The sequence below is a fragment of the Mycobacterium sp. E1214 genome, assembly GCF_001666755.1.
Taxonomy (GTDB): domain Bacteria; phylum Actinomycetota; class Actinomycetes; order Mycobacteriales; family Mycobacteriaceae; genus Mycobacterium.
This window is the reverse complement of sequence record NZ_LZJC01000127.1, coordinates 17,025-41,451: the sequence shown is the minus strand read 5'-3', so window position 1 is coordinate 41,451 and position 24,427 is coordinate 17,025. Positions and strand designations below refer to the sequence as shown.

24 protein-coding genes are annotated in these 24,427 nt (G+C 71.2%); 12 read left to right on the top strand and 12 right to left on the bottom strand.

The window, feature by feature from the left end:
* Window positions 1–3 precede the first annotated feature (3 nt).
* Both A5700_RS17835 and A5700_RS17830 read right to left on the bottom strand, forming a co-directional pair.
* Complete coding sequence (locus A5700_RS17835) at window positions 4–678, bottom strand: TrkA family potassium uptake protein (RefSeq protein ID WP_068074035.1); 675 nt, start codon at window positions 676–678, stop codon at window positions 4–6.
* A 55-nt stretch (window positions 679–733) separates the two neighbouring features.
* On the bottom strand, window positions 734–1,402 hold the full coding sequence (locus A5700_RS17830) for a TrkA family potassium uptake protein (protein ID WP_197502933.1): 669 nt from the start codon (window positions 1,400–1,402) through the stop codon (window positions 734–736).
* A gap of 124 nt (window positions 1,403–1,526) precedes the next feature.
* Between A5700_RS17830 and A5700_RS17825 the strand changes: the two genes are divergently transcribed.
* From A5700_RS17825 to dxs, 4 genes are all read left to right on the top strand, one after another.
* On the top strand, window positions 1,527–3,521 hold the full coding sequence (locus A5700_RS17825) for an APC family permease (RefSeq protein ID WP_068074033.1): 1,995 nt from the start codon (window positions 1,527–1,529) through the stop codon (window positions 3,519–3,521).
* On the top strand, window positions 3,521–4,726 hold the full coding sequence (locus A5700_RS17820; RefSeq protein ID WP_156671285.1) for a class I SAM-dependent RNA methyltransferase: 1,206 nt from the start codon (window positions 3,521–3,523) through the stop codon (window positions 4,724–4,726). The genes A5700_RS17825 and A5700_RS17820 overlap by 1 nt, the downstream gene beginning before the upstream one ends.
* A gap of 115 nt (window positions 4,727–4,841) precedes the next feature.
* Window positions 4,842–6,305 (top strand): cation:proton antiporter, encoded by a 1,464-nt coding sequence (locus A5700_RS17815; RefSeq protein WP_068204904.1) that lies wholly within the window; start codon window positions 4,842–4,844, stop codon window positions 6,303–6,305.
* A 58-nt stretch (window positions 6,306–6,363) separates the two neighbouring features.
* On the top strand, window positions 6,364–8,277 hold the full coding sequence (dxs, locus tag A5700_RS17810) for a 1-deoxy-D-xylulose-5-phosphate synthase (RefSeq protein WP_068074028.1): 1,914 nt from the start codon (window positions 6,364–6,366) through the stop codon (window positions 8,275–8,277).
* On the opposite strand, the gene A5700_RS17805 is transcribed toward dxs, so the two are convergent.
* From A5700_RS17805 to A5700_RS17795, 3 genes are all read right to left on the bottom strand, one after another.
* Entirely contained in the window at window positions 8,274–9,536 is a 1,263-nt protein-coding gene (locus A5700_RS17805) for a ribonuclease D (RefSeq protein WP_068074026.1), read from the bottom strand. The genes dxs and A5700_RS17805 overlap by 4 nt on opposite strands.
* A gap of 1 nt (window position 9,537) precedes the next feature.
* Window positions 9,538–10,074, bottom strand: a complete 537-nt coding sequence (locus tag A5700_RS17800; protein ID WP_369828284.1) for a DUF3000 domain-containing protein — start codon at window positions 10,072–10,074, stop codon at window positions 9,538–9,540.
* Between the two features lie 209 nt (window positions 10,075–10,283).
* A complete protein-coding gene (locus A5700_RS17795; protein ID WP_068074024.1) occupies window positions 10,284–11,105 on the bottom strand; it encodes an enoyl-CoA hydratase/isomerase family protein in 822 nt (273 codons plus the stop codon).
* A gap of 74 nt (window positions 11,106–11,179) precedes the next feature.
* Between A5700_RS17795 and hemE the strand changes: the two genes are divergently transcribed.
* Genes hemE through A5700_RS17775 form a run of 4 tightly spaced genes read left to right on the top strand, consistent with a single transcriptional unit; the run spans window position 11,180 to window position 15,076 of the window.
* Window positions 11,180–12,241 carry a uroporphyrinogen decarboxylase gene (hemE, locus tag A5700_RS17790; RefSeq protein ID WP_068074022.1) on the top strand — a complete coding sequence of 354 codons (1,062 nt, stop codon included), beginning with the start codon at window positions 11,180–11,182 and terminating at the stop codon, window positions 12,239–12,241.
* Window positions 12,238–13,608 carry a protoporphyrinogen oxidase gene (locus A5700_RS17785; RefSeq protein ID WP_068074020.1) on the top strand — a complete coding sequence of 457 codons (1,371 nt, stop codon included), beginning with the start codon at window positions 12,238–12,240 and terminating at the stop codon, window positions 13,606–13,608. The genes hemE and A5700_RS17785 overlap by 4 nt, the downstream gene beginning before the upstream one ends.
* 5 nt (window positions 13,609–13,613) lie before the next feature.
* Window positions 13,614–14,309: a hydrogen peroxide-dependent heme synthase gene (gene hemQ, locus A5700_RS17780; protein WP_068074018.1), complete on the top strand. Its 696-nt coding sequence runs from the start codon at window positions 13,614–13,616 to the stop codon at window positions 14,307–14,309.
* Between the two features lie 17 nt (window positions 14,310–14,326).
* Entirely contained in the window at window positions 14,327–15,076 is a 750-nt protein-coding gene (locus tag A5700_RS17775; protein WP_068074016.1) for a class I SAM-dependent methyltransferase, read from the top strand.
* Window positions 15,077–15,085: 9 nt separating this feature from the next.
* Here A5700_RS17775 and msrB read toward each other — a convergent pair whose 3' ends face one another.
* Genes msrB through A5700_RS17755 form a run of 4 tightly spaced genes read right to left on the bottom strand, consistent with a single transcriptional unit; the run spans window position 15,086 to window position 19,189 of the window.
* Window positions 15,086–15,496: a peptide-methionine (R)-S-oxide reductase MsrB gene (gene msrB, locus A5700_RS17770; protein ID WP_197502934.1), complete on the bottom strand. Its 411-nt coding sequence runs from the start codon at window positions 15,494–15,496 to the stop codon at window positions 15,086–15,088.
* A gap of 24 nt (window positions 15,497–15,520) precedes the next feature.
* Complete coding sequence (aftC, locus tag A5700_RS17765) at window positions 15,521–16,819, bottom strand: arabinofuranan 3-O-arabinosyltransferase (RefSeq protein WP_068074012.1); 1,299 nt, start codon at window positions 16,817–16,819, stop codon at window positions 15,521–15,523.
* Window positions 16,820–16,847: 28 nt separating this feature from the next.
* Window positions 16,848–18,407, bottom strand: a complete 1,560-nt coding sequence (locus A5700_RS17760) for an alpha/beta fold hydrolase (protein ID WP_156671279.1) — start codon at window positions 18,405–18,407, stop codon at window positions 16,848–16,850.
* Window positions 18,408–18,421: 14 nt separating this feature from the next.
* Window positions 18,422–19,189, bottom strand: coding sequence for a pyrimidine reductase family protein (locus A5700_RS17755; protein WP_068074465.1), 768 nt, complete (start codon window positions 19,187–19,189; stop codon window positions 18,422–18,424).
* Here A5700_RS17755 and zapE point away from each other — a divergent pair.
* On the top strand, window positions 19,188–20,285 hold the full coding sequence (zapE, locus tag A5700_RS17750; RefSeq protein WP_156671278.1) for a cell division protein ZapE: 1,098 nt from the start codon (window positions 19,188–19,190) through the stop codon (window positions 20,283–20,285). The two genes, A5700_RS17755 and zapE, sit on opposite strands and share 2 nt — an antisense overlap.
* Here the strand turns inward: zapE and A5700_RS17745 are convergent.
* Entirely contained in the window at window positions 20,263–20,772 is a 510-nt protein-coding gene (locus tag A5700_RS17745; RefSeq protein ID WP_068074460.1) for a GNAT family N-acetyltransferase, read from the bottom strand. The genes zapE and A5700_RS17745 overlap by 23 nt on opposite strands.
* A complete protein-coding gene (locus A5700_RS17740; protein ID WP_068074457.1) occupies window positions 20,760–21,287 on the bottom strand; it encodes a hypothetical protein in 528 nt (175 codons plus the stop codon). Before A5700_RS17740 ends, A5700_RS17745 begins: the two co-directional genes overlap by 13 nt.
* A gap of 213 nt (window positions 21,288–21,500) precedes the next feature.
* Between A5700_RS17740 and A5700_RS17735 the strand changes: the two genes are divergently transcribed.
* Both A5700_RS17735 and A5700_RS17730 read left to right on the top strand, forming a co-directional pair.
* The gene (locus A5700_RS17735) at window positions 21,501–21,836 is read left to right on the top strand and encodes a DUF732 domain-containing protein (RefSeq protein ID WP_068074454.1); all 336 of its coding nucleotides are present in this window, start codon (window positions 21,501–21,503) and stop codon (window positions 21,834–21,836) included.
* Between the two features lie 297 nt (window positions 21,837–22,133).
* The gene (locus tag A5700_RS17730; RefSeq protein WP_068074451.1) at window positions 22,134–22,478 is read left to right on the top strand and encodes a DUF732 domain-containing protein; all 345 of its coding nucleotides are present in this window, start codon (window positions 22,134–22,136) and stop codon (window positions 22,476–22,478) included.
* A 25-nt stretch (window positions 22,479–22,503) separates the two neighbouring features.
* Here A5700_RS17730 and A5700_RS17725 read toward each other — a convergent pair whose 3' ends face one another.
* Entirely contained in the window at window positions 22,504–23,559 is a 1,056-nt protein-coding gene (locus A5700_RS17725; protein WP_068074448.1) for a polysaccharide deacetylase family protein, read from the bottom strand.
* Between the two features lie 519 nt (window positions 23,560–24,078).
* Here A5700_RS17725 and A5700_RS17720 point away from each other — a divergent pair.
* Window positions 24,079–24,411, top strand: coding sequence for a DUF732 domain-containing protein (locus tag A5700_RS17720; RefSeq protein ID WP_082959494.1), 333 nt, complete (start codon window positions 24,079–24,081; stop codon window positions 24,409–24,411).
* Window positions 24,412–24,427 lie beyond the last annotated feature (16 nt).

Sequence of the window (24,427 nt, the reverse complement as noted above, 5' to 3'; positions counted from 1 at the left end):
CGATTAGTCCGGGGTTTGATCGCCCGGCAGCAGGAGCTTCTGCAGGGCCTCTTCCGCGTCGGCGACGGCGACGAACAGCAGCTCGTCGCCGCCTTCCAGCGGCTCGTCCCCCTCGGGGACGATCACCCGCGGGCCGCGCAGGATCGTCACCAGCGAGGTGTCGCGGGGCAGCTGCAGCTTGCGCACCGGCTTGCCGCCCCACGGGGTGTCGTCGGGCAGCGTGATCTCGACGAGGTTGGCCTGCCCCTTGCGAAACTCCATCAGGCGCACCAGATCCCCCACGGCCACCGCCTCCTCGATGAGCGAGGCCAGCATGCGCGGCGTCGACACGGCGACATCCACGCCCCAGGCGTCGGTGAACAGCCACTCGTTGCGCGGATCGTTGACCCGGGCCACCACCCGCGGCACCGCGAACTCGGTCTTGGCCAGCAGGCTCAGCACGACGTTGGCCTTGTCGTCGCCCGTCGCGGCGACCACCACGTCGAACTCGTGCAGGTGCACCGACTCCAGCAGGCTCAGCTCGCAGGCGTCGCCGAGGCGCCAGTGCGCCGCCGGGATGGCGTCGACGTCGACGTGGTCCGGGTTGCGCTCGATCAGGGTCACGTCGTGCCCGTTGCCGAGCAGTTCGCGGGTGACCGAGCGGCCGACCGCGCCGGCGCCGGCGACAGCTACTTTCATGTCCGCCACTTTCCCCCGCAAGCGGGTGGTCCCCCCAGGACCCCGGGGCTCGGTTTCACTGCGCGTCTTCGCTGGGCGGCAGCGCCGCGATGGCCACGGCCTCGGCGGCGCGCCCGGAGATGGCGGCGACGTACACCTGATCGCCGGCCTGGATGACCGTCTTCGGTTCCGGCAGCACGCCCGAACCGAACCGGACCAGGAACGCCACCCGGGCGCCGGTCGCCTGCTCGAGGTCGGTGACCCGCTGGCCGATCCAGTCCTCGTGCAACACCACCTCGGCGACGGCGACGGTCCCGGTCGGGTCGCGCCACTTGGCGGTCTCGCTCTCCCGCAGCAGGGCGTTGAGCAGCCGGTCGGTGGTCCACGGCACCGTCGCGATGGTCGGGATCCCCAGGCGTTCGTAGACCTCGGCGCGCTTGGCGTCGTAGATGCGGGCGACGACCCGTTTGACGCCGAACGTCTCTCGGGCCAGCCGCGCCGAGATGATGTTGGAGTTATCGCCGGATGACACCGCGGCGAACGCATCGGCCTCCTCGATGCCGGCCCGCAGCAAAACGTCGCGATCGAACCCCTGGCCCAGCACCCGCTCGCCGGCGAACTCCGGGCTGAGCCGGTTGAAGGCGGTGCTGTCGCGGTCGATCACCGCGACGTCGTGGCCGATTCGCGACAGCCCGTCGGCGACCGAGGAGCCCACGCGGCCACAGCCCATCACCACTACGCGCACTTGAGGTCCTCTCGGCTGCGTCGCGCGCCCCCACCGGCAAACCACGTCGGGCAACCGTTGCGGTCGGCGAACATTCTCCTATGAAACCTACCGCGATAGGCCGGTGGGCTTACTCTTGGCTCTCGTGTCCAAACTTTCAACCGCGGCTCGTCGGTTGCTCATCGGTCGGCCGTTTCGCAGCGACCGCCTGGCGCACACGCTGCTACCCAAGCGGATCGCCTTGCCGGTGTTCGCCTCCGACGCGCTGTCTTCGGTCGCCTACGCGCCCGAGGAGGTCTTCCTCATGCTCTCGGTCGCCGGGGTCACCGCTTATGCGCTGACGCCGTGGATCGGGCTGGCGGTGGCCGCGGTGATGATGGTCGTGGTGGCCAGCTACCGGCAGAACGTGCACGCCTACCCGTCCGGGGGTGGCGACTTCGAGGTGGTCACCACCAACCTCGGCGACACCGCCGGCCTCGTGGTGGCTAGCGCGTTGATGGTGGATTACGTTCTGACCGTGGCCGTTTCGACGGCCTCGGCGATGTCGAACATCGGCTCGGCGATCCCGCTGGTGGCCGAGCACAAGGTGGCCTTCTGCGTGGTCGCCATCTTGCTGGTGATGGGCTTGAACCTGCGCGGGATCCGGGAGTCCGGGGTCGCCTTCGCGGTGCCCACCTACGCCTTCATCGGTGGGGTGTTCATCATGATCGGCTGGGGGCTGATCCGGATCTTCGTGCTCAACAACCCGCTGCGCGCGGAGTCCGCCGGATTTCAGATGCACGCCGCGCACGGCCAGGTGGTCGGCCTGGCGCTGGCGTTCCTGGTGGCCCGGTCGTTCTCCTCGGGCTGCGCGGCGCTGACGGGTGTCGAGGCGATCAGCAACGGGGTCCCCGCGTTCGAAAAACCCAAGTCGCGCAACGCGGCTACCACGCTGCTGATGCTGGGCGGCATCGCGGTGGCCCTGCTGATGGGCATCATCGTGCTGGCTCAGCAGATCGGGGTGCAGCTGGTCGAGGACCCGGCCACGCAGCTGTCCGGCGCGCCGCCCGGGTACTACCAGAAGACCCTGGTGACGCAGCTGGCGCAGACGGTTTTCGGCAGCTTCCACCTCGGCTTCCTGCTGATCGCGACCGTGACCGCGCTCATCCTGGTGCTGGCGGCCAACACCGCGTTCAACGGCTTCCCGGTGCTGGGTTCGGTGCTGGCGCAGCACAGTTACCTGCCGCGCCAGCTGCACACCCGCGGCGACCGGCTGGCGTTCTCCAACGGGATCCTGTTCCTCTCGGCCGCCGCGCTGCTGGCGATCATCGCCTTCCGGGCCGAGGTCACCGCGTTGATCCAGCTCTACATCGTCGGGGTGTTCATTTCGTTCACGCTGAGCCAGATCGGGATGGTCCGGCACTGGACCCGCCTGTTGCGCAACGAGACCAACCCGCGGGCGCGTCGCAAGATGATGCGCTCCCGCGTGGTCAACACGGTCGGGTTGCTGTCGACCGGCGCCGTCCTGCTGGTCGTGCTGGTCACCAAGTTCCTCGCCGGTGCGTGGATCGCGCTGTTCGCGATGAGCCTGTTGTTCGTGATCATGAAAATGATTCACCGGCACTACAAGACGGTGAACCGGGAGCTTCAGGAGCAGGCCGCCGACCAGGACGACGTGGTGTTGCCCAGCCGCAACCACGCCGTGGTCCTGGTGTCGAAGCTGCACCTGCCGACGCTGCGCGCGCTGGCCTACGCCCGGGCCACCCGCCCCGACGTGCTGGAGGCCGTGACGGTGAGCGTCGACGACGCCGAGACCCGCGAGCTGGTGCATAAGTGGGAGGAGAGCGACATCAGCGTGCCGCTCAAGGTCATCGCCTCGCCGTATCGCGAAATCACCCGCCCCGTCCTCGATTACGTCAAGCGGGCGCGGGAGGAGTCACCGCGCACCGTGGTCACGGTGTTCATCCCGGAGTACGTGGTGGGCCACTGGTGGGAGCAGGTGCTGCACAATCAGAGCGCGCTGCGGCTCAAGGGGCGGCTGCTGTTCATGCCCGGCGTCATGGTGACTTCGGTTCCGTGGCAATTGAGTTCGTCGGAGCGGCGTAAGACGCTGCAACCGCACATGGCGCCCGGTGATGCCCGTCGGGGGATCTTCGATTGATCCGCGAATCGTCCGGCGCGCCGCCGCAGTCGCTGACCCTGGTCGCCGGCGCCCCGGCCAACGGTGGCAGCTGCGTGGCCCATCACGAGGGCCGGGTGGTCTTCGTCCGCTACGCGCTGCCGGGTGAGCGGGTCCGGGCCCGGGTCACCGCACAGCGCGGATCCTATTGGCACGCCGAGGCGATCGAGGTGCTCGAGCCGGCGGCCGGCCGCACCGCGTCGTTGTGCCCCATCGCGGGCGTGAGCGGCGCCGGGTGCTGTGACCTGGCGTTCGTGGCGCCCGAGGCGGCCCGCGCGCTGAAGGCCGAGGTGGTGGCCAATCAGCTGGAACACCTTGGCGGATACCGGTGGCGCGGCGAGGCCGAGCCGCTGGCGGACAGCGCGCCCTCCGGCTGGCGCACCCGGGTGCGGCTCGAGGTGGGCTCCGACGGGCGGCCGGGCTTCCACCGCTACCACAGCGACGAACTGGTGACCGACCTGCGCTGCGCGCAGGTGCCCGACGGCATGCTCGACGGGATCGCCGAGGCCGACTGGCCGCCGTCGGCGCAGCTGCACGTGGCGCTCGACGACGACGGCGCGCGGCACATCGTGCGCACGACGCGGCAGGGCAAGCGGACGTCCACCACGGTGGCCGAGGGCAGTTACGAGGCCGTGCAGCGGGTGGCCGGCCGCACCTGGCGGATCCCGGTGACGGCCTTCTGGCAGGCGCACCGCGACGCGGCGGCGGCCTACAGCGCCCTCGTCGCGGACTGGGCGCAGCCGAGCGCGGGCATGAGCGCCTGGGACTTGTACGGCGGCGCAGGCGTTTTCGCCGCGGCGCTCGGCGACGCGGTGGGGGAGTCGGGCCGGGTGCTCACCGTCGACACCTCGCGCGCGTCGACCCGGGCGGCGCGCGCCGCGCTGGCCGACCTGCCGCAGGTGCAGGTGGTCACCGATTCGGTGCGGCGCGCGCTCGCGGCGCAGCGCGCCGCCGCCGACGTCGCGGTGCTCGACCCGCCGCGCGCGGGCGCCAGGCGCGAGGTCATCGACGCGCTGGCCGCGGCGGGAGTCCGGAGGGTGGTGCACATCGGTTGCGAGGCAGCGTCTTTCGCGCGCGACATCGGGTGCTACCTGGGCCAGGGCTATGTCGTCGAGCGGATCAAGGTGTTCGACGCGTTCCCGCTGACCCACCACACCGAATGCGTCGCGCTGCTGAGCCGCTCCTAGCGGGCGTCTGGCGGCTAGACTCCATCGCGGTGTGCCGGGAAGTCTGGTCGGCGAAGTCGTTGTCGTGCCACGAGGAGGCCTGCGTGCTGACCACCCGCGTCGGATCGCCGCGACCATGAACGACGTCCCGCGCTACGCGCTCATCGTATTGTTCTGCAGCGCATTGGGTTTGGTGGCCGTCCTGGCGAACCGCCTGACCGAGCGGGTGAAGGTCCCGGTGCCGCTGCTGGTCCTGATCGGCGCCGCGGTGGCGGCGCACGTGGCACCGGCCGTGCAGCCGCCGTCGGAGCGGATCGTCGAACGGGTGATCACCATCGCGTTGGTGCTGGTGTTGTTCGACGGCGGTATGCACATCGGGCCCTCGAGGTTCCGCGCGGCGGCGGCCCCCATCCTGTCGGTGGGCGTCGCGGGTACCGCGCTGACCGCGGCCGGCGCGGCCCTGGTGCTGCACTACGCGTGCGGCATCGACTGGTTCCCCGCGGTCCTGGTCGCCACCGCGGTCGCTCCCACCGACCCGGCCGTCGTCTTCTCCGTGCTGGGCAAGCGCGAGATCCGGGGTCGCAGCGGCACCATTCTCGAGGGCGAGTCCGGCGCCAACGATCCGGTCGGCATCTCGCTGATGGCCGGCCTGCTCGCCGCCGGCCTCCTCGGCGCCGCCGGATTCGCGGATGTCGCAACGCAATTCGCACTGCAAATGGCGGTCGGCCTGGCCGTCGGGCTGCTCGGCGGCCGCGCCCTGCTCGTCTTCATGCGCCGCGTCGCGCTGCCAAGCGAGGCGCTCTACCCGCTGCGGACGCTGGCCTGCAGCCTGATGCTCTACGGCATCGCCACCCTGGCGCACGGCTCGGGATTCCTGGCGGTGTTCGTCGCCGGCATCGTGATCGGCGACGCCCACGCGCCCTACAAGCCGGACATCAAGCGGTTCCACGCCGCCCTGGCAGGCCTGGCCGAGATCGTCGCGTTCGCCATCCTGGGCCTGACCGTCGACCTCGCCGTGCTCGCCCACCCGGACGTCTGGCTCACCGGGCTGCTGCTCGGGGTGGCCCTGACGGCGCTGATTCGCCCGGTGGCGGTGGGCGCCTGTCTGCTGGGCGTGCGGCTCGAGCGCAACGAACGCGCCTTCATCCTGTTCGCCGGGCTGAAGGGCGCGGTGCCGATCCTGCTCGGCGAACTCGTGCGGGTCGCCCACGTCGGTGACGCCGAACGGCTCTACGGCGTGGTGGTGGTCGTCGTGGTGTTCTCGGTGCTGGTGCAGGGCGGCGCTGTCCCCGGCGTCGCGCGGCTGCTGCGGGTGCCCATGCGCACCGTGACGACCCGGCCCTGGGAGATCGGCGTGCGGCTCGCGGACGAGCCCGAGGGGGCTCATCGGCTCAGCGTGGCCGCCGGGTCCGCCGCCGAGGGCTGCACCGTCGAGCAGCTCGGCGACCGCGTCGGCGACATCTGGGTGAGCATCGTGGTGCGTGCCACCGGGCTGGTCCCGGTGCGCGGCGACACCGAACTGCGGGCCGGTGACGAGGTCGTCATCCTGGCCGATCCGGAACTTCATCACACGCTGACCGGGCTTTTCAGCGCCCCCTGAGCCGACCGGTGCCCGCCGCTACCCGGTGCCGGCCGCGCTGGCTGCGTAGACTGTCGGGATGCTGGAACAGATCCGCGGCCCCGCTGATCTGCAGCACCTGTCGGGTCAACAGCTGCGGGAACTGGCCGGCGAGATCCGCGAGTTCCTGATCCACAAAGTGGCTGCCACGGGGGGACACCTGGGGCCCAACCTCGGCGTTGTCGAGTTGACCTTGGCGCTGCACCGGGTGTTCGACTCGCCGCACGACCCGATCATCTTCGACACCGGGCACCAGGCCTACGTCCACAAGATGCTGACCGGGCGGGCGCAGGACTTCGAGGGCCTGCGGAAAAAGGGTGGCCTGTCGGGGTATCCGTCGCGCGCCGAGAGCGAACACGACTGGGTGGAGTCCAGCCACGCCAGCGCCGCCCTGTCCTATGCCGACGGGCTGGCCAAGGCGTTCGAGCTGAACGGGCACCGCAACCGGCACGTGGTCGCGGTGGTGGGCGACGGGGCGCTCACCGGCGGCATGTGCTGGGAGGCGCTCAACAACATCGCGGCGTCGCGCCGCCCGGTGATCATCGTGGTCAACGACAACGGCCGCAGCTACGCCCCGACCATCGGCGGCGTCGCCGACCACCTGGCGACGCTGCGCCTGCAGCCGGTCTACGAGCAGGCCCTGGAGAGGGGCCGCGACGCCATCCGGGCCATGCCGCTGTTCGGCAAGATCGCCTACCGCTTCATGCACAGCGTCAAGGCCGGCATCAAGGACTCGCTGTCCCCGCAGCTGCTGTTCACCGACCTCGGGCTCAAGTACGTCGGCCCGGTCGACGGCCACGACGAACGCGCGGTGGAGGCCGCGCTGCGGCACGCCCGCGGCTTCGGCCGCCCCGTGATCGTGCACGTGGTGACCCGCAAGGGAATGGGCTTCGGCCCCGCCGAGGACGACGAGGCCGAGCAGATGCACTCCTGCGGCGTCATCGACCCGGTCACCGGGCAGGCCACCGCCATCGCGGGCCCCGGCTGGACGGCCACGTTCTCCGAGTCGCTGATCGGTTACGCCCGCAAGCGTCGCGACGTCGTCGCGCTCACCGCGGCGATGCCGGGGCCCACCGGGCTGGCGCCGTTCGGGGAGCAGTTCCCCGACCGCCTGTTCGACGTCGGCATCGCCGAGCAGCACGCGATGACGTCCGCGGCCGGGTTGGCGATGGGCGGCATGCACCCCGTCGTGGCCATCTATTCGACGTTCCTCAACCGCGCCTTCGACCAGATCATGATGGACGTGGCGCTGCACAAGCTGCCCGTCACCATGGTGCTCGACCGGGCGGGCATCACCGGCTCCGACGGCGGCAGCCACAACGGCATGTGGGACCTGTCGATGCTGGGCATCGTGCCCGGCATCCGGGTGGCCGCGCCCCGCGACGCCACCCGGCTGCGCGAGGAACTCGGCGAGGCCCTGGACATCGACGACGGTCCCACCGCGCTGCGGTTCCCCAAGGGCGACGTCGGCGAGGACATCCCGGCCGTCGAACGGGTGGGAGGCGTCGACGTGCTCGCGGTGCCGGCGGGCGGGTCCAACCACGACGTCCTGCTGGTGGCCGTGGGCGCGTTCGCGTCGATGGCGCTGTCGGTGGCCAAGCGGCTGCACAACCAGGGCATCGGCGTGACGGTGATCGACCCGCGCTGGGTGCTACCGGTGTCGCCGGGCATCCTCGACCTGGCGACGCGGCACAAGCTGCTGGTGACGCTGGAGGACAACGGCGTCAACGGCGGCGTCGGGTCGGCGGTGTCGGCGGCGCTGCGGCGCGCCGAGATCGACGTGCCGTGCCGCGACGTCGGCCTGCCGCAGGAGTTCTTCGAGCACGCCTCGCGCGGCGAGTTGCTGGCCGAGCTGGGGCTGACCGATCAGGACGTGGCGCGCCGCATCACCGGGTGGGTCGCCGCGCTCGGCAGCTCCGAGGCGGAGCCCGAGATCCGCGAGCGCCTGGACTAGTCGGCGGGCGCCGCCTGCAGCGCCGCCGCGAGCACCGGGACCACCAGCTCCCGCTGCCAAGGTCGGGCCTCCCCGGCCCGGAGGAACTCGTCGACGGCAGCGGGGGCGTCGTCCGCGGCGGCCCAGTCCCAGCACAGGCGCCGCACCAGGTCCGGTGAGACCAGGTTCTCCGTCGGCACGTTGACCAGCTCCGACACCTGCGACAGCGCCGCCCGCGCGGCCTCCAGGCGCGCGGCAGCCTCGGGTTTGCGCCTGCTCCACCGCGCCGGCGGCGGCGGCCCGTTTGGGGGCTCCGCGTCCGGGGGCGGGTCGTCGTTGCGGCGGGCGGCCTCCAGCGCGCCCAGCCAGGTCGCGGCGCTGCGCCGCTGGTTGCGGCCGCCGAACACCGGCAAGGCGACCAGCTCGTCGATGGTCTTCGGGTCGGCGAGGGCGGCGTCGACGATCGCGGAGTCCGGCAGGATGCGCCGCGGCGCGATGTCGCGGCGCTGCGCGATGCGGTCGCGGGTGGTCCACAGCTCGCGGACCGCGGCCAACGCGCGCCGGTCGCGCACCCGGTGGATGCCCGACGTGCGGCGCCACCGATCCCGCCGCGGCGCGGCCTCCCGGGTGCCCGCATCCCGCAGGTACTCGAATTCCTGTGCGGCCCAATCGGTTTTGCCTTGGTCGGCCAGCACCTGCGCGATGGCCGCGCGCAGCTCGATCAGCAGTTCCACGTCCAGGGCCGCATAGTTGAGCCACTCGATCGGCAGGGGGCGCTTGGACCAGTCGGCGGCGCCGTGGCCCTTGGCCAGCCCGAAGCCCAGCAGCCGCTCGACCATGGTCGCCAGGTTGACCCGCTCGAACCCGGCCAGCCGCCCGGCGAGTTCGGTGTCGTACAGGGCCGGCGGGCGCAGGCCCACCTCCGCCAGGCACGGCAGGTCCTGGTCGGCGGAGTGCAGGATCCACTCGTCGGTCGCCAGCACCTCGGCGACCGGCCGCAGCGCGTCCAGCGGCGCCGAGCCGTGGCTGACCGGGTCGATCAGCACCGTGCCGGCTCCGGCGCGCCGGATCTGGATCAGGTACGCGCGGTTGGAGTAACGAAACCCCGACGCCCGCTCGGCGTCCACCGCGAACGGGCCCCGACCGCCGGCCAGGAACGCCGCCGCGGCCGCGATCTCGTCGACGGACACCGACAGGTCGGGGACGCCGTCGGACGGGTGCGGCAGCGGCGTGGGCTCTTCTTCGGTGCTGTCGGCCCCGTCGGCTGCCGAGTCGCACATGTCAGGCGCGTGACCGTGAGCTCAGGTCGGTGACGCCCGCCGGCGGCAGCCCGGCGGCGTGTTCGAGCACCTCGCAGAACGCCTCGACGTGCGGGCCGACGGCCGGGGTGAGCGCGGTCCACGACGCCCGCAGCTCCAGCTGGTGAGCACGCGGCGGGCCAGAGATGTCGCCGTAGCGCACCGACGTGGTGGCGGTGACGGTGCCGCCGAGGGCCGTGACGTGTTCCATGCGGGACTCGAGCGCTTCCACCAGCCAGCTCCACGCCACCTCCGGCAGCAGCGGGTCGACCGCCTCGCTGGAGTCCAGGTCGGCCTGAATGTAGGCGACCATGCGGATGGTGCCGTCCCAGGCGTCGGCGCCCTCGGGGTCGTAGAGCAGGATCAACCGCCCGAACGCGTCGCCGTCGGAACGTTCCGGGACGATCTCGCGGTCGGGGTGTTTCACCTCCGCGCCGAGGGCGTAGCTGTGCGGGGCGAGGCGTTGCGGCGGCCGGATGGGGCCAAGCTCGATCTCCGGCCGCACGGTGACGGCGTTCATCGCCGCTACCGCCTCGCGGAAGGGGGCCGGTTCTGTCGAGGTCACTTGGCGCCGCTCCTGTTCATCGCGGCCGCTCTGCTGGGACGCGGGGCGGGTCACAGCGTCCGACGCTAGACCCATCGGCCGACACGCGGTATCAGGCGCGCCGCGCCGCGCGCGCGTCGCGACCAACCCGTTACCAGGCCTCGCCCGGACCGTATCGAGCCTGCTCAGGTGGCCGATCCGCCCGTGAATCGGGCCGGGCGCTTCTCGCGGTGCGCCGCCAACCCCTCCTGCACGTCGGGTCCGCTGAAGCTAAGGAACTCCAGGCCCAGCGACGTCTCGAACGCGGGCGCGAATTGCCGATACCAGTGGTTGAGGCTGTGCTTGGTCCAGCGGATCGCGTTCTGCGCGCCCCGGGCCAGGTCCTCGGCGATGCGCGTCGCGGTCGCCAACACGTCGTCGTCGTCGACGCAGGTGGACACCAGGCCGATGCGCTCGGCCTCCTCGCCCAGCAGCGTGTCGCAGGTCAACAGGTAGTACTTGGCCTTGGCCATGCCGACCAGCAGCGGCCAGCAGATCGCGGCGTGGTCGCCGGCGGCCACCCCCAGCTTGGTGTGCCCGTCGATCAGCTTGGCGGTGCGCCCCGCCACCGAGATGTCCGCGAGCAGCGCCACCACCAGGCCGGCGCCGACGGCGGGGCCGCGGATCGCCGAGACGACGGGCTTGTCGAAGTTGACCATGTTGAGCACCAGGTCGCGGGCCTCCCGCATGATGCGCATCCGGCCCTCGAAGTCGCCGATGGTCTCGGCGATCAGATCGAAGCTGCCGCCGGACGAAAAGGCCTTGCCCTCGCCGCGCACCAGGACCACCCGCACCTCGGGGTCGCGCGCGATCGCCGGCCACACGTCGGCGAGGTCGCGGTGCAGCTGCGGGCCCACCGAGTTCAGGCCCGGGGCGTCCAACACCACCGTCAGCACCCCGTTGTCGCCGCGTTCGAAGCGCAGGCTGGGGAACTCGTCGTAGTTGACGGGGGGGTGAGTGACTGGCATCCCGGCTCCTGGGGTCGACGCTCGCTGCGGTCGTCGATACTACGCAGCCGGCCGTCATGGCAGCATTGAGGCCGATGGATAGTCCTTCGCGCACTCGGCGCGACCTCCCCGAGTCGCCCTATCTGGCCGCCGTCACCGGGCGTAAACCCAGCCGGGTCCCGGTGTGGTTCATGCGTCAGGCCGGCCGCTCGCTGCCCGAGTACCGGGCGCTGCGCGCCCAGACCGACATGCTGTCGGCCTGTTTCGACGCCGCGCTGGTCTGCGAGATCACCCTGCAGCCGGTGCGCCGGCACGGCGTCGACGCGGCGATCCTGTTCTCCGACATCGTGGTGCCGTTGTTGGGCGCCGGCGTCGACCTCGACATCGTCGCGGGCGTCGGGCCGGTCATCGCGTCCCCGGTGCGCACGGCCGCCGACGTCGACGGGCTCAAACCCCTTGACCGGCAGCGGGTTGCGCCGGTCGCCGACGCCGTCGCGCTGCTGGTGGCCGCGCTGGGTGACGTGCCGCTGATCGGGTTCGCGGGGGCGCCGTTCACCCTGGCGTCCTATCTGATCGAGGGCGGCCCCAGCCGCCACCACGCCCGCACCAAGGCGATGATGCTGGCCGACACCGACACCTGGCACGCGCTGCTGGACAAGCTGGCCGACATCACCATCGGCTTCCTGCGGGCGCAGCTCGACGCCGGGGTGGACGCGATTCAGGTCTTCGACTCGTGGGCCGGGACCCTGGCGCTGCCCGACTACCGCGCGTACGTGCAGCCGCACACCGCCCGGGTGTTCGCCGCGCTGGCCGACTACGGCGTGCCGATGACCCACTTCGGGGTCGGCACCGCCGAACTGCTGGGCGCCATGTCGACCGTCGGCGCGTCGGTGGTCGGCGTCGATTGGCGGACCTCGCTGGCGGACGCCGCGGCCCGCGTCGGCCCCGGAACCGCGTTGCAGGGCAACCTCGATCCGGTGGTCCTGCAGGCGGGTTGGCCGGCGGTGGAGCGCGCCGCGCGGGCCGTCGTGGACGACGGGCGCCGCGCGGTCGACGCCGGCGCGGCTGGGCACGTCTTCAACCTGGGCCACGGCGTGCTGCCCGAGACCGATCCCGGCGTGCTGACCGACCTGGTGTCGCTGGTCCACTCCGTATGACCGTCTATTGCGTTGTCGGCGGCGGAATTTCGGGGCTGACGGCGGCGTACCGGTTGCGGATGGCCGCCGGGGACGACGCGAGCGTGACGCTGTTCGACCCGGGCGCGACGCCGGGCGGGATCCTGCGCACCGCGTCGGTCGCCGGGGTGCCGATGGACCTCGGCGCCGAGGCCTTCGTGTTGCGCCGCCCCGAAATGCCGGCGCTGCTGGCCGAATTGGGCTTATCGGATCGGCGGTTGACCGCCACGGGGGTGCGCCCGCGGATCTACAGCCAGGGCGCGCTGCGCCCGTTGCCCGCGGGCACGTTGATGGGCATCCCGTCGACGCCGGAGTCGGTGGCCGGGCTGGTCGACGAGGCGACCGTCGCGCGGATGGCCGCCGAACCCGGCCGCGCGCTCCACTGGCGGCCTGGCAGCGACCCGACCGTCGCCGACCTGGTCGCCGACCGGTTCGGCGACCAGGTGGTCGCGCGCTCGGTCGACCCGCTGCTGAGCGGGGTGTACGCGGGGTCGTCGGCCACCATCGGGCTGCGCGCGGCCGTCCCGACCCTGGCGGCGGCCCTGGACGCCGGCGCTTCCAGCCTCACCGACGCCGTCGCGCGGGCGCTGCCGCCGGCCACCGGCGGCCCGGTGTTCGGCGCCCTCGACGGCGGTTACCGAGTGCTCATCGAGGCGCTCGTCGCGCGGGCGCGCCCGCGGCTGGTCCGTTCGGCGGTCACCGGCCTCGAACCCGCCGGGCAGGGGTGGGAGCTGGCCGACGACACCGGCGCGCGCTGGCCGGCCGACGCGGTGGTCCTGGCCGTGCCGGCCCCGCAGCTGGCGGGCCTGGCCGCCGGTGTCGCGCCGCGCGCCGCGAAGGCGGCGGGCCGCATCGCCAGCGCCTCGTCGGTGGTGATGGCCCTGGCCGTGCCCGCCGACACCCCGTTCCCGGAGTCGTCCGGCGTGCTGGTGGCCACGGGTGAAGCGTTGCGGGCCAAAGCCATCACGCTGTCGTCACGCAAGTGGGGGATGCGCGGCGACGCGCAGCTGCTGCGGCTGTCGTTCGGGCGGTTCGGCGAGCGGCTGGCCGTCACCGCCTCCGACGACGACCTGTTGGCGTGGGGGCGGGAGGACCTGCGCACGGTGTTCGGGTTGACCGTCGAGCCCGTCGACGTGCGCGTGCAGCGCTGGTTCGACGCCATGCCCCAGTACGGTCCGGGGCACGCGGAGCTGGTCGCCGAGCTGCGCGCCGGGCTGCCGCCGACGCTGGCCGTGGCCGGCAGTTACCTCGACGGGATCGGGGTGCCCGCGTGCGTGGGCGCGGCCGGGCGGGCCGCCGAGCGCGTGATCAGGGCGGTCGGGGACGTGGACGCGCAAGTGGCACGATAGGTTTCATGGCCAAACTCGACTACGAGACCCTGAACACGACGATCCGCTACCTGATGTTCTCGGTCTACTCGGTGGAGCCGGGTGAGCTCGGCGAGGACCGGGACGCCGTCATCGACGACGCCGCGACCTTCTTCAAGCAGCAGGAGGAGCGCGGCGTCGTGGTCCGCGGCCTCTACGACGTGGCGGGGCTGCGCGCCGACGCCGATTTCATGATCTGGACGCACGCCGAGCGCGTCGAGGCGCTGCAGGCGACGTACGCCGATTTCCGGCGCAGCACCGCGCTGGGCCGGGTGAGCGCGCCGGTATGGAGCAGCGTGGCGCTGCACCGGCCGGCCGAGTTCAACAAGAGCCACATCCCGGCGTTCCTGGCCGGTGAGGAGCCCGGCGCCTACATCTGCGTGTATCCGTTCGTGCGGTCCTACGAGTGGTACCTGCTGCCGGACGAGGAGCGCCGCCGCATGCTGGCCGAGCACGGCATGGCCGCCCGGGAGTACAAGGACGTCCGCGCCAACACGGTGCCGGCGTTCGCCCTCGGCGACTACGAGTGGATCCTGGCGTTCGAGGCACCCGAGCTGCACCGCATCGTCGACCTGATGCGCGAGTTGCGGGCCACCGACGCGCGTCGGCACACCCGCGAGGAGACACCGTTTTTCACCGGGCCGCGCGTGGCCGTCGAGCAGCTGATCAATTCGCTTCCGTGACCGCCTAGGAGAACCAGATGAGCCACCCCGACGTCACCGACCCCGCCCGTTTCGAGGAGATGTACCGCGACGACCGGACGTCGCACGGGCTGCCCGCCGCCACGCCGTGGGACATCGGCGGCCCGCAGCCGGTGGTGCAGCGACTCGTCGCTCTCGGCGCCGTCAAGGGCGACGTGCTGGACCCGGGCACCGGTCCGGGGCACCACGCGATCTACTACGCGGCCAACGGGTACGCGGCCACCGGCATCGACGGTTCGGCGACCGCCCTCGAGCGGGCCCGGGAGAACGCGCGCGCCGCCGGCGTCTCGGTCGACTTCCAGCTGGCCGACGCCACCAAGCTCGACGGGCTGGAGAACCGGTTCGACACCGTCGTGGACTGCGCCTTCTATCACACCTTCAACACCGACCCGGAGCTGCAGCGGTCCTACGCGCAGGCGCTGCACCGGGCCACCCGGCCCGGCGCGCGGCTGTACATGTTCGAATTCGGGCAGCACGACGTCAACGGCTTCACCATGATGCGGTCGCTGTCCGAGGACGACTTCCGGTCGGTGCTGCCGCCAGCCGGCTGGGAGATCACCTACCTCGGCCCCACCACCTATCTGGTCAACATGAGCGCCGAACAGATCGAGATGATGGCCGCCCGCAACCCCGACATGGCCGACCGCACCGAGGACATGCTCAAGCGGTTCCGCGCCATGGAACCGTGGCTGGTCAACGGCCGGGTGCACGCCCCGTTCTGGGAGGTCCACGCCACCCGGGTGGACTAGCGGCGTTGCCTAGCCGCCGCTCGGCACCAGGCGCAGGCACACGGAGTTGATGCAGTACCGCTGGTCGGTCGGCGTCGGGTAGCCCTCGCCCTCGAAGACGTGGCCCAGGTGGCTGTGGCAGTTCGCGCACAGCACCTCGGTGCGCGTGCGGCCCAGCGAGTGGTCGGGGCGCAGGATCACCGCGTCGGAGTTGGCCGGGTCGAAGAAGGACGGCCAGCCGCAGTGCGACTCGAATTTCTCGGTGCTGCGGAACAGTTCGGCGCCGCAGGCGCGGCACTCGTACACGCCCGCGGTCTTGGTGTCGGTGTACTCGCCGGTGAAGGGTCGCTCGGTGCCCGCTTGGCGCAGCACGTGGAATTCTTCCGGCGACAGCTTCTTGCGCCACTCGTCGTCAGTCAGCTGCACCTTGGGGCGCGACACATTGGAGGAGGTCATGCCTCCACGCTAACCCGATAGGCCCGCGGCCCGCTCCGCCGTCAGCCACGCCGGGTCGATGCCGTCGTCCAGCCGGCCCTCGGCCTTGGCGTCCAGGTAGCGGAAGTACAGCACGGTGAACGCCACGATCAGCAGCAACGACCAGCCGTAGGTGATCTTCAGGTAGTGCAGGGCGCGGCCGTAGCGCATGTACTTGTAGATCAGCCAGTCGTCGAGCGTCAGGAAACCGTAGATCCCCAGCCACGCCGGCCAATTCCGGATCAGCGAATTGCGCAGCACCACCGTCATCAGGAACGGGAACAGCATCATCGAGTAGTAGCCCTGCGCCAGCGACGACACCAGGAACGACCACAGCAGCAGCACCCCCGACGAGGTGGTGAACCAGAACAGCGGGTCGCGCGTGCGGTAGTAGCGGTACAGCAGCCACATCGCGCCGATCATCAGCACCGTGAACATGACCCGCAGGAACACGATCAGCGCCGTGGGCAGGCCGAAATACACGCCGTTGCCCTCGACGGAGCTGTTGAAGTAGTCGCGGGTGCCCAGGAAGTAGGGCACGGTCTTGGTGACGAAGTCCATCGGGTCGCTCACCAACGGCCACGCCACCACGTTGACCACGACGGGGACCGCGATGGCCGGCAGCAGCGCCCGCCATTGCCGGTTCAGCAGGGGTAGCAGCAGCAGCGGCCCGAGCACCGGCTTGAGGGTCAGGGTCAGCCCGATCGCCAGGCCGGCCCACCACTGGCGGCTGACCCGGCCGTCCAACAGCCAACGCAGGAACAGGATCTCGGCGAGCAGCACGCACCCGTTGATGTTGGTGAACACCAGCGTGCTGGTCACGCTTTCCGTGCAGAACATCGCCAGTAGCAGGGCCGGCGCGGCCACCGAGGACAGCGTGAACTTGAACATCCGCAGCAGCAGGTACCAGGCGATCAGGATGGCCACGGTGTTGATGAGGATGAACAGGTACCGCGACGGCGAGAACGGCAGGAAGCCGAACGGGGCCATCAGCAGCGTGCCACCGGGCGGATACAGGTAGTGCGGGTCGACGTAGTCGAAGTGCTCGTTGTAGATGTCCCAGCCGCGCCGGAAGTTGAGCACCGCGCGGTACACCGGCTTGAAGTCGTCGGTGATGTTGCCGTTGAGGGTGAGGATGATGCTGCGGTGCAGCACCGAGAGGATAGCCAGCGGCCACAGCGCGGAGCGCAGGATCGTCGCGGCGCTCGGGGCGCTGGTGCGCGGACCGAAGGCGGCCCCCAGCCGCTCACGCAGGGTCGGGTCAGCTGCGGTCACCAGCGCACCGTACACCGGCGCCGATCCTGCGCGGAAAGCAGTGTCAGGCCGGGCAGTACGTGTCGGTGCCGGGCAACTTACCGCTGCTGAGGTAGCCGGTCAGCGGCGGAACCGCGCAGTTCGAGTAGATGCTGGCGCCGTGGCCGATGCCCTGCCACATCACCCGCTTGCTGGCCGCGTTGGCGTTGATGACCGCCGCCGCGGTCGCCGCGACACCCTCGTTGCCCGCGATCGCGTCGTACTGCACGCCCATCAACAGGACGTCGACTTTCAGCGTCTTCGGCGCGGGCGGCGGCGACACCGTGGGCCAGTGCACGCACTTGACGAGATCGAGCGCGGCGACGGTGCCGAACTGCGGGTAGAGCTTGCCCCACGCCACCACGAGTTCCCGCACCCGGTCCGGAGTCGGCCGGTTGACCGCGTCGCTGCAGCCGTTGACGAACTGGCCGTCGGAGTCCCGCAGCGCGTCCGCACGGTTGATCAGGGCGGTCAGCGCGCCGCCGTCGCCGGACCGCGCGGCCGCCAGCGCGTTGGCCAGGTTGGTGGTGGCATCGACGCGGCCGCCGACGGGGAAGCCCAGCGCGACGGCGATGGCGTGGGCGAGCTGGGCGACGGACACGCCGCCGGGTGCGCGGCCGGCGCGGGCGTCGGCCAGCAACCCGGCGACGGCGCCCTTCGGGTCGGGGCCCAGCGCGCAGCTCACCGCCACGCATTGGCCGGCGAAGGCGTCCAGCGCGGCTTGTTGGCCCTTGACCTTCTGTTCGGCCGCGGCCTCGGCGTTGACGCCCAGCGCGATCGGGGAGTCCAGGATCAGCCGGGCGACCTTATCGGGTCGGGCGGCGGCGTAGGCCAGCGCCACCTGGGCGCCGTTGCCGACGCCGATCAGCGCGACGGCGGGCACGTCCCATAGATTGCGCAGCCGCTCGATGTCGGAGGCGGCGTGCGCGTCGTCGTAGGCGGTGGCGCCGGGCGCGATGGCGTCGGTGCAGTTCGTCGTGGCGTTGTTGGCGATGTCGGAGAGGTTGGCCACCGGGTCGTCACCGCTTTGGAACTGGGCCTGGTCGCGCATCTCCTGGCGGTCCAGCTTGTCGCGGCAGTCGATCGGGTTCGACATGCCGATGCCGCGCCGGTCGACGGCGACGATCGGATGCCCGGCCAGCACGTCGGCGCCGCCCCGGGCCAACCAGACGGGCAACTGCACCGACGACGCCAGGTCGGATCCGGTGGTGAAGACCAGGGGCCCGGCGTCGCGCGGGGTCTGGTTGGAGCGGGCCCGCACCACGCCGACGCTGACGGTGCCGGTCCCGCCGTTGACCGGGTCCAGGTCGGCGTCGTAGCTGGCGCAGTCCAGCTGGACGCCGCCGGGGGCGGGCACGGCCGCGTCGGCGAACACCTTGGAGGTGCAGTCGTGCCACGCCAGGTCGTTCTTGGGCGCGGCGATCGGCGGCGGCCCGCTGGGCGCAGGTTTCGGGGTGGCCGCGCCCTGCGGGCGGGCGCCGGAATTCGTGGCGAACCGCGGGTCGGCGGCCAGCCCGGGAACGCAGCCGGCCAGCAGCGCGGCCACGGCGACCAGGACCGCGACGCGCGCCGATTGCCGACTCATGCCGACCACAGTAGCTAGGCCCGCACGTAGCGGGTGTATAGGTAGCCGGCCTCGTCGGTCAGGACGTGGGCACGGCGCATCGCGGTGCGCAGCTGCCCGAGGCCCGCGGCGATGCGCGGCGCGGAGCCGCCCACCACGAACGGCGCGACCGTCAGGCACAGCTCGTCGAGCAGCTCGGCGTCGACGAACGCGCCCAGCAGCGTCGGGCCGCCCTCGGTGAGGACGCGGCGCAAGCCGCGGTCGCGCAGCGCGGCGAGCAGCGCGGCCGGGTCGACGGCGTGGGGGTCGGTCGCGGAACAGTCGACGACCTCACCGAGATCGGTGAGGTGGCGGCGGGCGGCGTCCACCGCCGCCCGGCTGGTCATTACCAGCGGGCGCACCTCGGTCTGGGTGAAGACGCCCAGGTCGCGGTCCAGCCGCCCCGACCCGGTGACAACGGCCAGCGGCGGTATCTCGGCCTGGCCGCGGGCCTGCCGCTGCTGGCGCGCGGCCACCCCGAGGTGGGCGCCCTTGTACCCCTCGGCGCGCACGGTGCCGGCGCCGACCACGATGACGTCGGCGAGCTCGCGCAGCAGGTGGAACAGGGACCGGTCGCCGGGACCGCCGAGCGCGCCGCTCTTGCCGTCGGCCGTGGCGCCGCCGTCCACGCTGGCGATGAAGTTGGCCCGCAGCCAGGTGTCGGCACCGTCGGGGTAGCCGTAGAGCCCGGCGAGGTCGCCGTTGGTCACCTCGCGCGCCGATTGCAGCACGGTCAGGGTCCCGGCGGCGTCGGACTCGGGCATGGGTTCGATTGCAGCACGCCGATACAGTTCTCGCATGCACGGGTCCACCGCGAAGGACGCTCGGGGCCGGGTGGCCCGCCTCGTGGACCGGCATCCCACCGTCTCCCCGGAGCGTCTCATCGCCCAGCTGCGCCCGCCACCCACCTTCGCCGACGTGAGCTTCGCGACCTATCACCCGGATCCGGCCGAGCCGACCCAGGCCGCCGCGGTGCTGGCCTGCCAGGACTTCTGCAGGCAAGCCGTCGAGCGCCGCGCCGGGCGCCGCAGACTGTTCGGCCGCCGCGAGGTCACGCCCGGCGTGGGGATCTACCTCGACGGCGGGTTCGGCGTCGGCAAGACGCACCTGCTGGCGTCGGCGTACTACGCGCTGCCCGGCGACGGGCCCGCGCCCCCGACCCCGAAGGCGTTCGCCACCTTCGGCGAGTTGACCCAACTGGCCGGCGTGTTCGGGTTCGTCGAGTGCATCGAGTTGCTCGCCGGCTACACCGCGGTGTGCATCGACGAATTCGAGCTCGACGACCCGGGCAACACCACGCTGATCGCCCGGCTGTTGTCGTCGTTGGTGCAGCGGGGCGTCTCGGTGGCCGCGACGTCCAACACCCTGCCCGAGCAGCTGGGCGAGGGCCGCTTCGCGGCTCAGGATTTTCTTCGTGAAATCAACACGCTGGCAAGCATTTTCACCACCGTGCGGATCGAGGGGCCGGACTATCGGCACCGCGATCTGCCGCCGGCGCCGCAGCCGCCGTCGGATGATGAGGTGGCCGAGCGCGCCGCGCGGGTGGCCGGGGCGACGCTCGACGACTTCGACGCGCTGTGCGCGCACCTGGCCACCATGCACCCGTCGCGGTACCTGTCGCTGATCGAGGGTGTGACGGCGGTGTTTCTCACCGGCGTGCACCGGATCGACGACCAGAACGTCGCGCTGCGGCTGGTGGCCTTGACCGACCGGCTCTACGACGCCGGCATCCCGGTGGCGGCGTCGGGGGAGCGGCTGGACAGCGTCTTCAGCGAAGAGATGCTCGCCGGCGGCTACCGCAAGAAGTACCTGAGGGCGATGTCTCGCCTCTTGGCGCTCAACGCAGCCGCCGAGTCATGACGAAGTCGTTTTCCAGGCGCCCGCCCACCCGAAACGTGCGCGTGCCGGTGACGGTGAACCCGCTCTTGGTGTAAAACCGTTGTGCCCGTTCGTTTTCCCGGTTGACGCCCAGCCAGACGGCGGTCACGCCCCACCGCCTGGCGACGTCGAACGCCCGCTCCAGCAGCGCCGTCGCGACCCCGCGGCCGTGCTGCTCGGACAGCACGTAGATCTTCGACAGCTCGGCGGTGCCGTCGGCCGCGCCGCGAACCATCATGGCGTAGCCCAGCATTCGGTCATGGCGCGTCGCGGTGATGACGGCGCGGTCCGGGTCGGCCAGGTAGTGCGCGAAGCGCTCGGCCGACAGGTGCGTCGCGACGAAGGACGCGATGTCCTCGGGGGTGATCGACGGCGGGCACGCCAGCGAAAAGGTCTGTGCGGCAAGCTCGGCCAGTTGATGGGTGTCGGCGTGGTCTGCGGTGGCCAGGCGCAGGGTCACAGATTCCATTGCGCGAGGTGGTAACCGGTCTTCTTGTCCAGCAGCACGACCGTGGACACCGGGTCGCGATAGGCGTCCCAGTACACCTCGCCGCGCACGACCGCCCCGTTGGGCGCGTTGACCAAGACGTTGTCGAGCGCGTCGGGCGCATCGGAGGTCCGGGGCTTGTAGGCGTCGGCGTACGGGGTCACCCCGTCGAAGTTGAAGATGGTCGCCATGATGAACGGATTGGGCACCCGCACGGCGTGGATGGCCACGTCCGCGCGTTCGACCGAGCTGCCGGGGAAGCCCTTGTAGGTGCCTTCGCGGGTGTAGCCGAATCCGGGCGGGGGGTCGCAGGGGGCGACGCCGGTGACGGTGACGTCGGCGACGAAGGTGCCGGTGTCGACCCGCAGCGTGTCGCCGATGTGGCCGATCGGCGCGTCGCCGGCGAGGGCGCGGGGCGCGGACAGGGGTGCGACGCCGACGGCGGCGGCGACGAGGGCGGCGGACAGGACGTGCCGCCCGCGGTGCGTCTTCGTCATGTCGTCGCCTCTCCGAGCGCCTGTGCTGGGACCATCGCATGATCGCACACGCGGTGATGCCGGGGGGAGGGGTCGGCTGAACCCCCGGGCGGCCGGCCCGGCCGCCGAGGGGGCCGGTCAGGGGGCCCGGCGCCGACCGACCATCGACGGTTCTGACGTAAAATTAGCGCCGATAAGATGCAAATCCTTTCTCGTTCTGCCACTCTGTAAAACATGAAACTTCTGCTTATTGTCGCCAGCGCTTTCGCCGCAATTGGCATGGCTGTTCCCGCGTACGCCGACGACGACATGGACAGCAAATTCCAAGCGTCGCTCGACGCGGCCGGCATCACCTACGACCCGTCCACGGTGGTTGCCGCCGGCAAATGGGTGTGCACCACCTACCAGGGCGGCTCGGGGACGTCCGACGTCGTCAGCGGCCTTCAGGCCAAGAACGACGGTCTGAGTGACGACAAGGCCGCGAAGTTCGCCGCGATCGCCGCCAGCACGTATTGCCCTTACGTCATGACGTCCGGCCCGGGGGCGAAGACGGCCGGCAGCTCGTCGTAACCGGCACACGGGTGAGGCGCCCGTTAACATAACTGTGCGCTGCGGCGGGTTACGCGAAACACGGCTGCAATATTTCGCTCTTATAATTCCGCGACTGAATGCGGGGTGGGTTTCGCGTTAATTGTCGCGGGCGCCCATTCTTTGTTGTCCCGAGAGAATGGCGTCAACCATTCTTCGCGGTCGGTGGCGCCGACGCCGGGGCGCGGCGCGCGCTGTTGCCCCCGCGCGCTGTTGCCCCCGCGCGCTGTGCCGCTCCGGGGTGCCGATCCGCGACGGGTTTGCGACAATCACTGCGTTATGCGACTGCTACTGGGTTTGACGGCCGCCATCGGGTCGATCGCGCTGGCGGTGCCGGCGCACGCGGACATCGACAACGATCAGGACTTCCTCAAGGACCTGCGCGACGCGGGCATCACGTACCAGGACCCCGGCAACGCCATCACAATCGGCAAGGCCGTGTGCGACCTGCTCGACGACGGGCAGTCGGACGCCAAGATCGTGACCGACCTGCGCAACCAGAATCCGGCCTTCCAGGGGGCCAGCGCCGCGAAGTTCACCTATCTGTCGGCGGCCCACTACTGCCCGAAGTACATCACCGGCGAGGACCGCGGACCCAAGCCCGAAGGCGCCACCGGCAACTGAAGGCGGGCCGGCCACCGCCGAGTCGTCACGCGGGACGCTTGGTCGCGGCCCGTCGCGGCAGCCCTCCCGAGACCGTGAGCCGGAAGGCCGACATCGACGAGTTGCTGCCGACCGCGAACCGGGGCAGGGCCATCGGGTCGCTGCGCCGGTCGGCGAACCCGGCTTCGGTCGACAGCGCCCAGCGCACCCCCAGGTCGCGCAGTACCGCCTCGGCGCGGCCGTCGAAGTCCTGCGCCCTGCCGTTCGGATAGGCGAATACGGCTGGCGGACGGCCTGTTTCGCGTTCGAGCGTCGCGCACGATTCGGTGATCTCGCGCCGCACTTTGGCGTCGCCGCAGCGAGCGAGGATCGGGTGGGTGACGGAGTGCGGATGCAGGGTGATCAGGCCGTCGGCGGCCATGTCGCGGGCCTGCGCCCACGACAGCATCGCAAACGGACCGGCGTCGTCACCGTCGCGGAACCCCAGCGCGGCAAGCATGTCGTTCAGCACCGCGCCGCGCCGGTCGTCGGGGAGCTCCTTGAGCCGTTCCACCGCGGCCACGTAGGACCCGGCCCGCGACGCATTGCCGTCGAGCGTGCGGCGGCCCAAACCCAGTGCGCGCAAGTCGATTTCGGTGACGGCGGTGCGCGAGATCGCCAGCCACAGCCGGTCCGGCCACAAGGTTCGGTCGGTGCCCATCGGGCCCGTCGCCAAGAACACCGCCGCCGGCAGGTTCAGCTCCCGCAACACCGGCGCCGCGTGCGTGGCGAGGTTGCGGGTGCCGTCGTCGAACGTGAGCGCCACCGCGCGCGGCGGCAACGTCTGAGCCTCGAGCCGCTCGAGGGCCTCCTCGAGCGGTAGCACCGCGAAGTGCTTGGCGAGGTATTCGAGTCGACGCCGCAATTGGGGCGAGTCGAGCACATGCCAGCACGCGGGGGATAGCGGTTCGTCCTCGACGCCGTGAAACATCACGATGGCGAGCCGATCCCGATGCCGCCACCGGCTCAGTGCCGGGACCCCGGCTGCGCACAACAGCGCGGCCGCGGCGTTCTTGATCGTCGCGCGGGCGGCGGGCGGAATCAGATCCCCGGGGCGTGCCATCAACTGTGAAACTGTAATCGCCCCATCCCGACCGGCTGCCGAGAACGCCGTCAAGGGCGAAACATCGCCATTCGCCGGCACACCGACAATGTCGAATCACCGATTGCTGGCGTGCGCTGGCCGGCGTGCCGGTACCACCGTTTCCCCGAAGCAGTAGACGTTTGCGTGCCGCGCCGGCCGACCCGGCCGACGGCGCGGCCACCATCCGCCTCATGTGGCGGCCGTCGGTCCCGTCTTCGGCGTCTGTACCCGTCCCGGCGACGGTGACATTTGTGCTGTTCATAAGCCTTTGCCGGACGCCGCCCGCCCCATGAGGCGGCGCTTCCCGCGGTGACGCCCGGCCGCGCGGTCCCGGCCGTCACGGGGCCGCGACGGGACGCCCCGTCGTCTTTGCCAATCGCCGCGCGCAGCGCCGCCCGGTATGCAAGGGTGGCTGGTAGCCGACGCATTAACTGAGGCCTCGAGAAGTATCTACAACTCCATCGGAAAAAATAGGGTGTTTCGTACTGAGGAGAAACAATGACCACAATGGCGCGGATTAGCGGTTCGGTGGCGGCCGTGCTCGGCGGCATCGCTGTGGCGGTGGCCCCGGCCGCGGGCGCCGACGCGGTGGACGATGTGTTCCTGCAGGTGCTGGGGCAGCAAGGCATCACCTTCAACAACCTGTCGAACCAGACGGTGGTCAACGCCGGGCACGGGGTGTGTCAGGACTGGCAGGGCGGCGCCAGCCTGATCCAGACGTTGGCTGACGTCAAGGGCGCGCTCAACCTGAGCGACAGCAATTCCGGTTTCTTCGTGGGGGCTGCCACGCAGTCGTACTGCCCGCAATACACGAGCAAGGCCACCGGCTGAGCGCCGGCTGAGACCC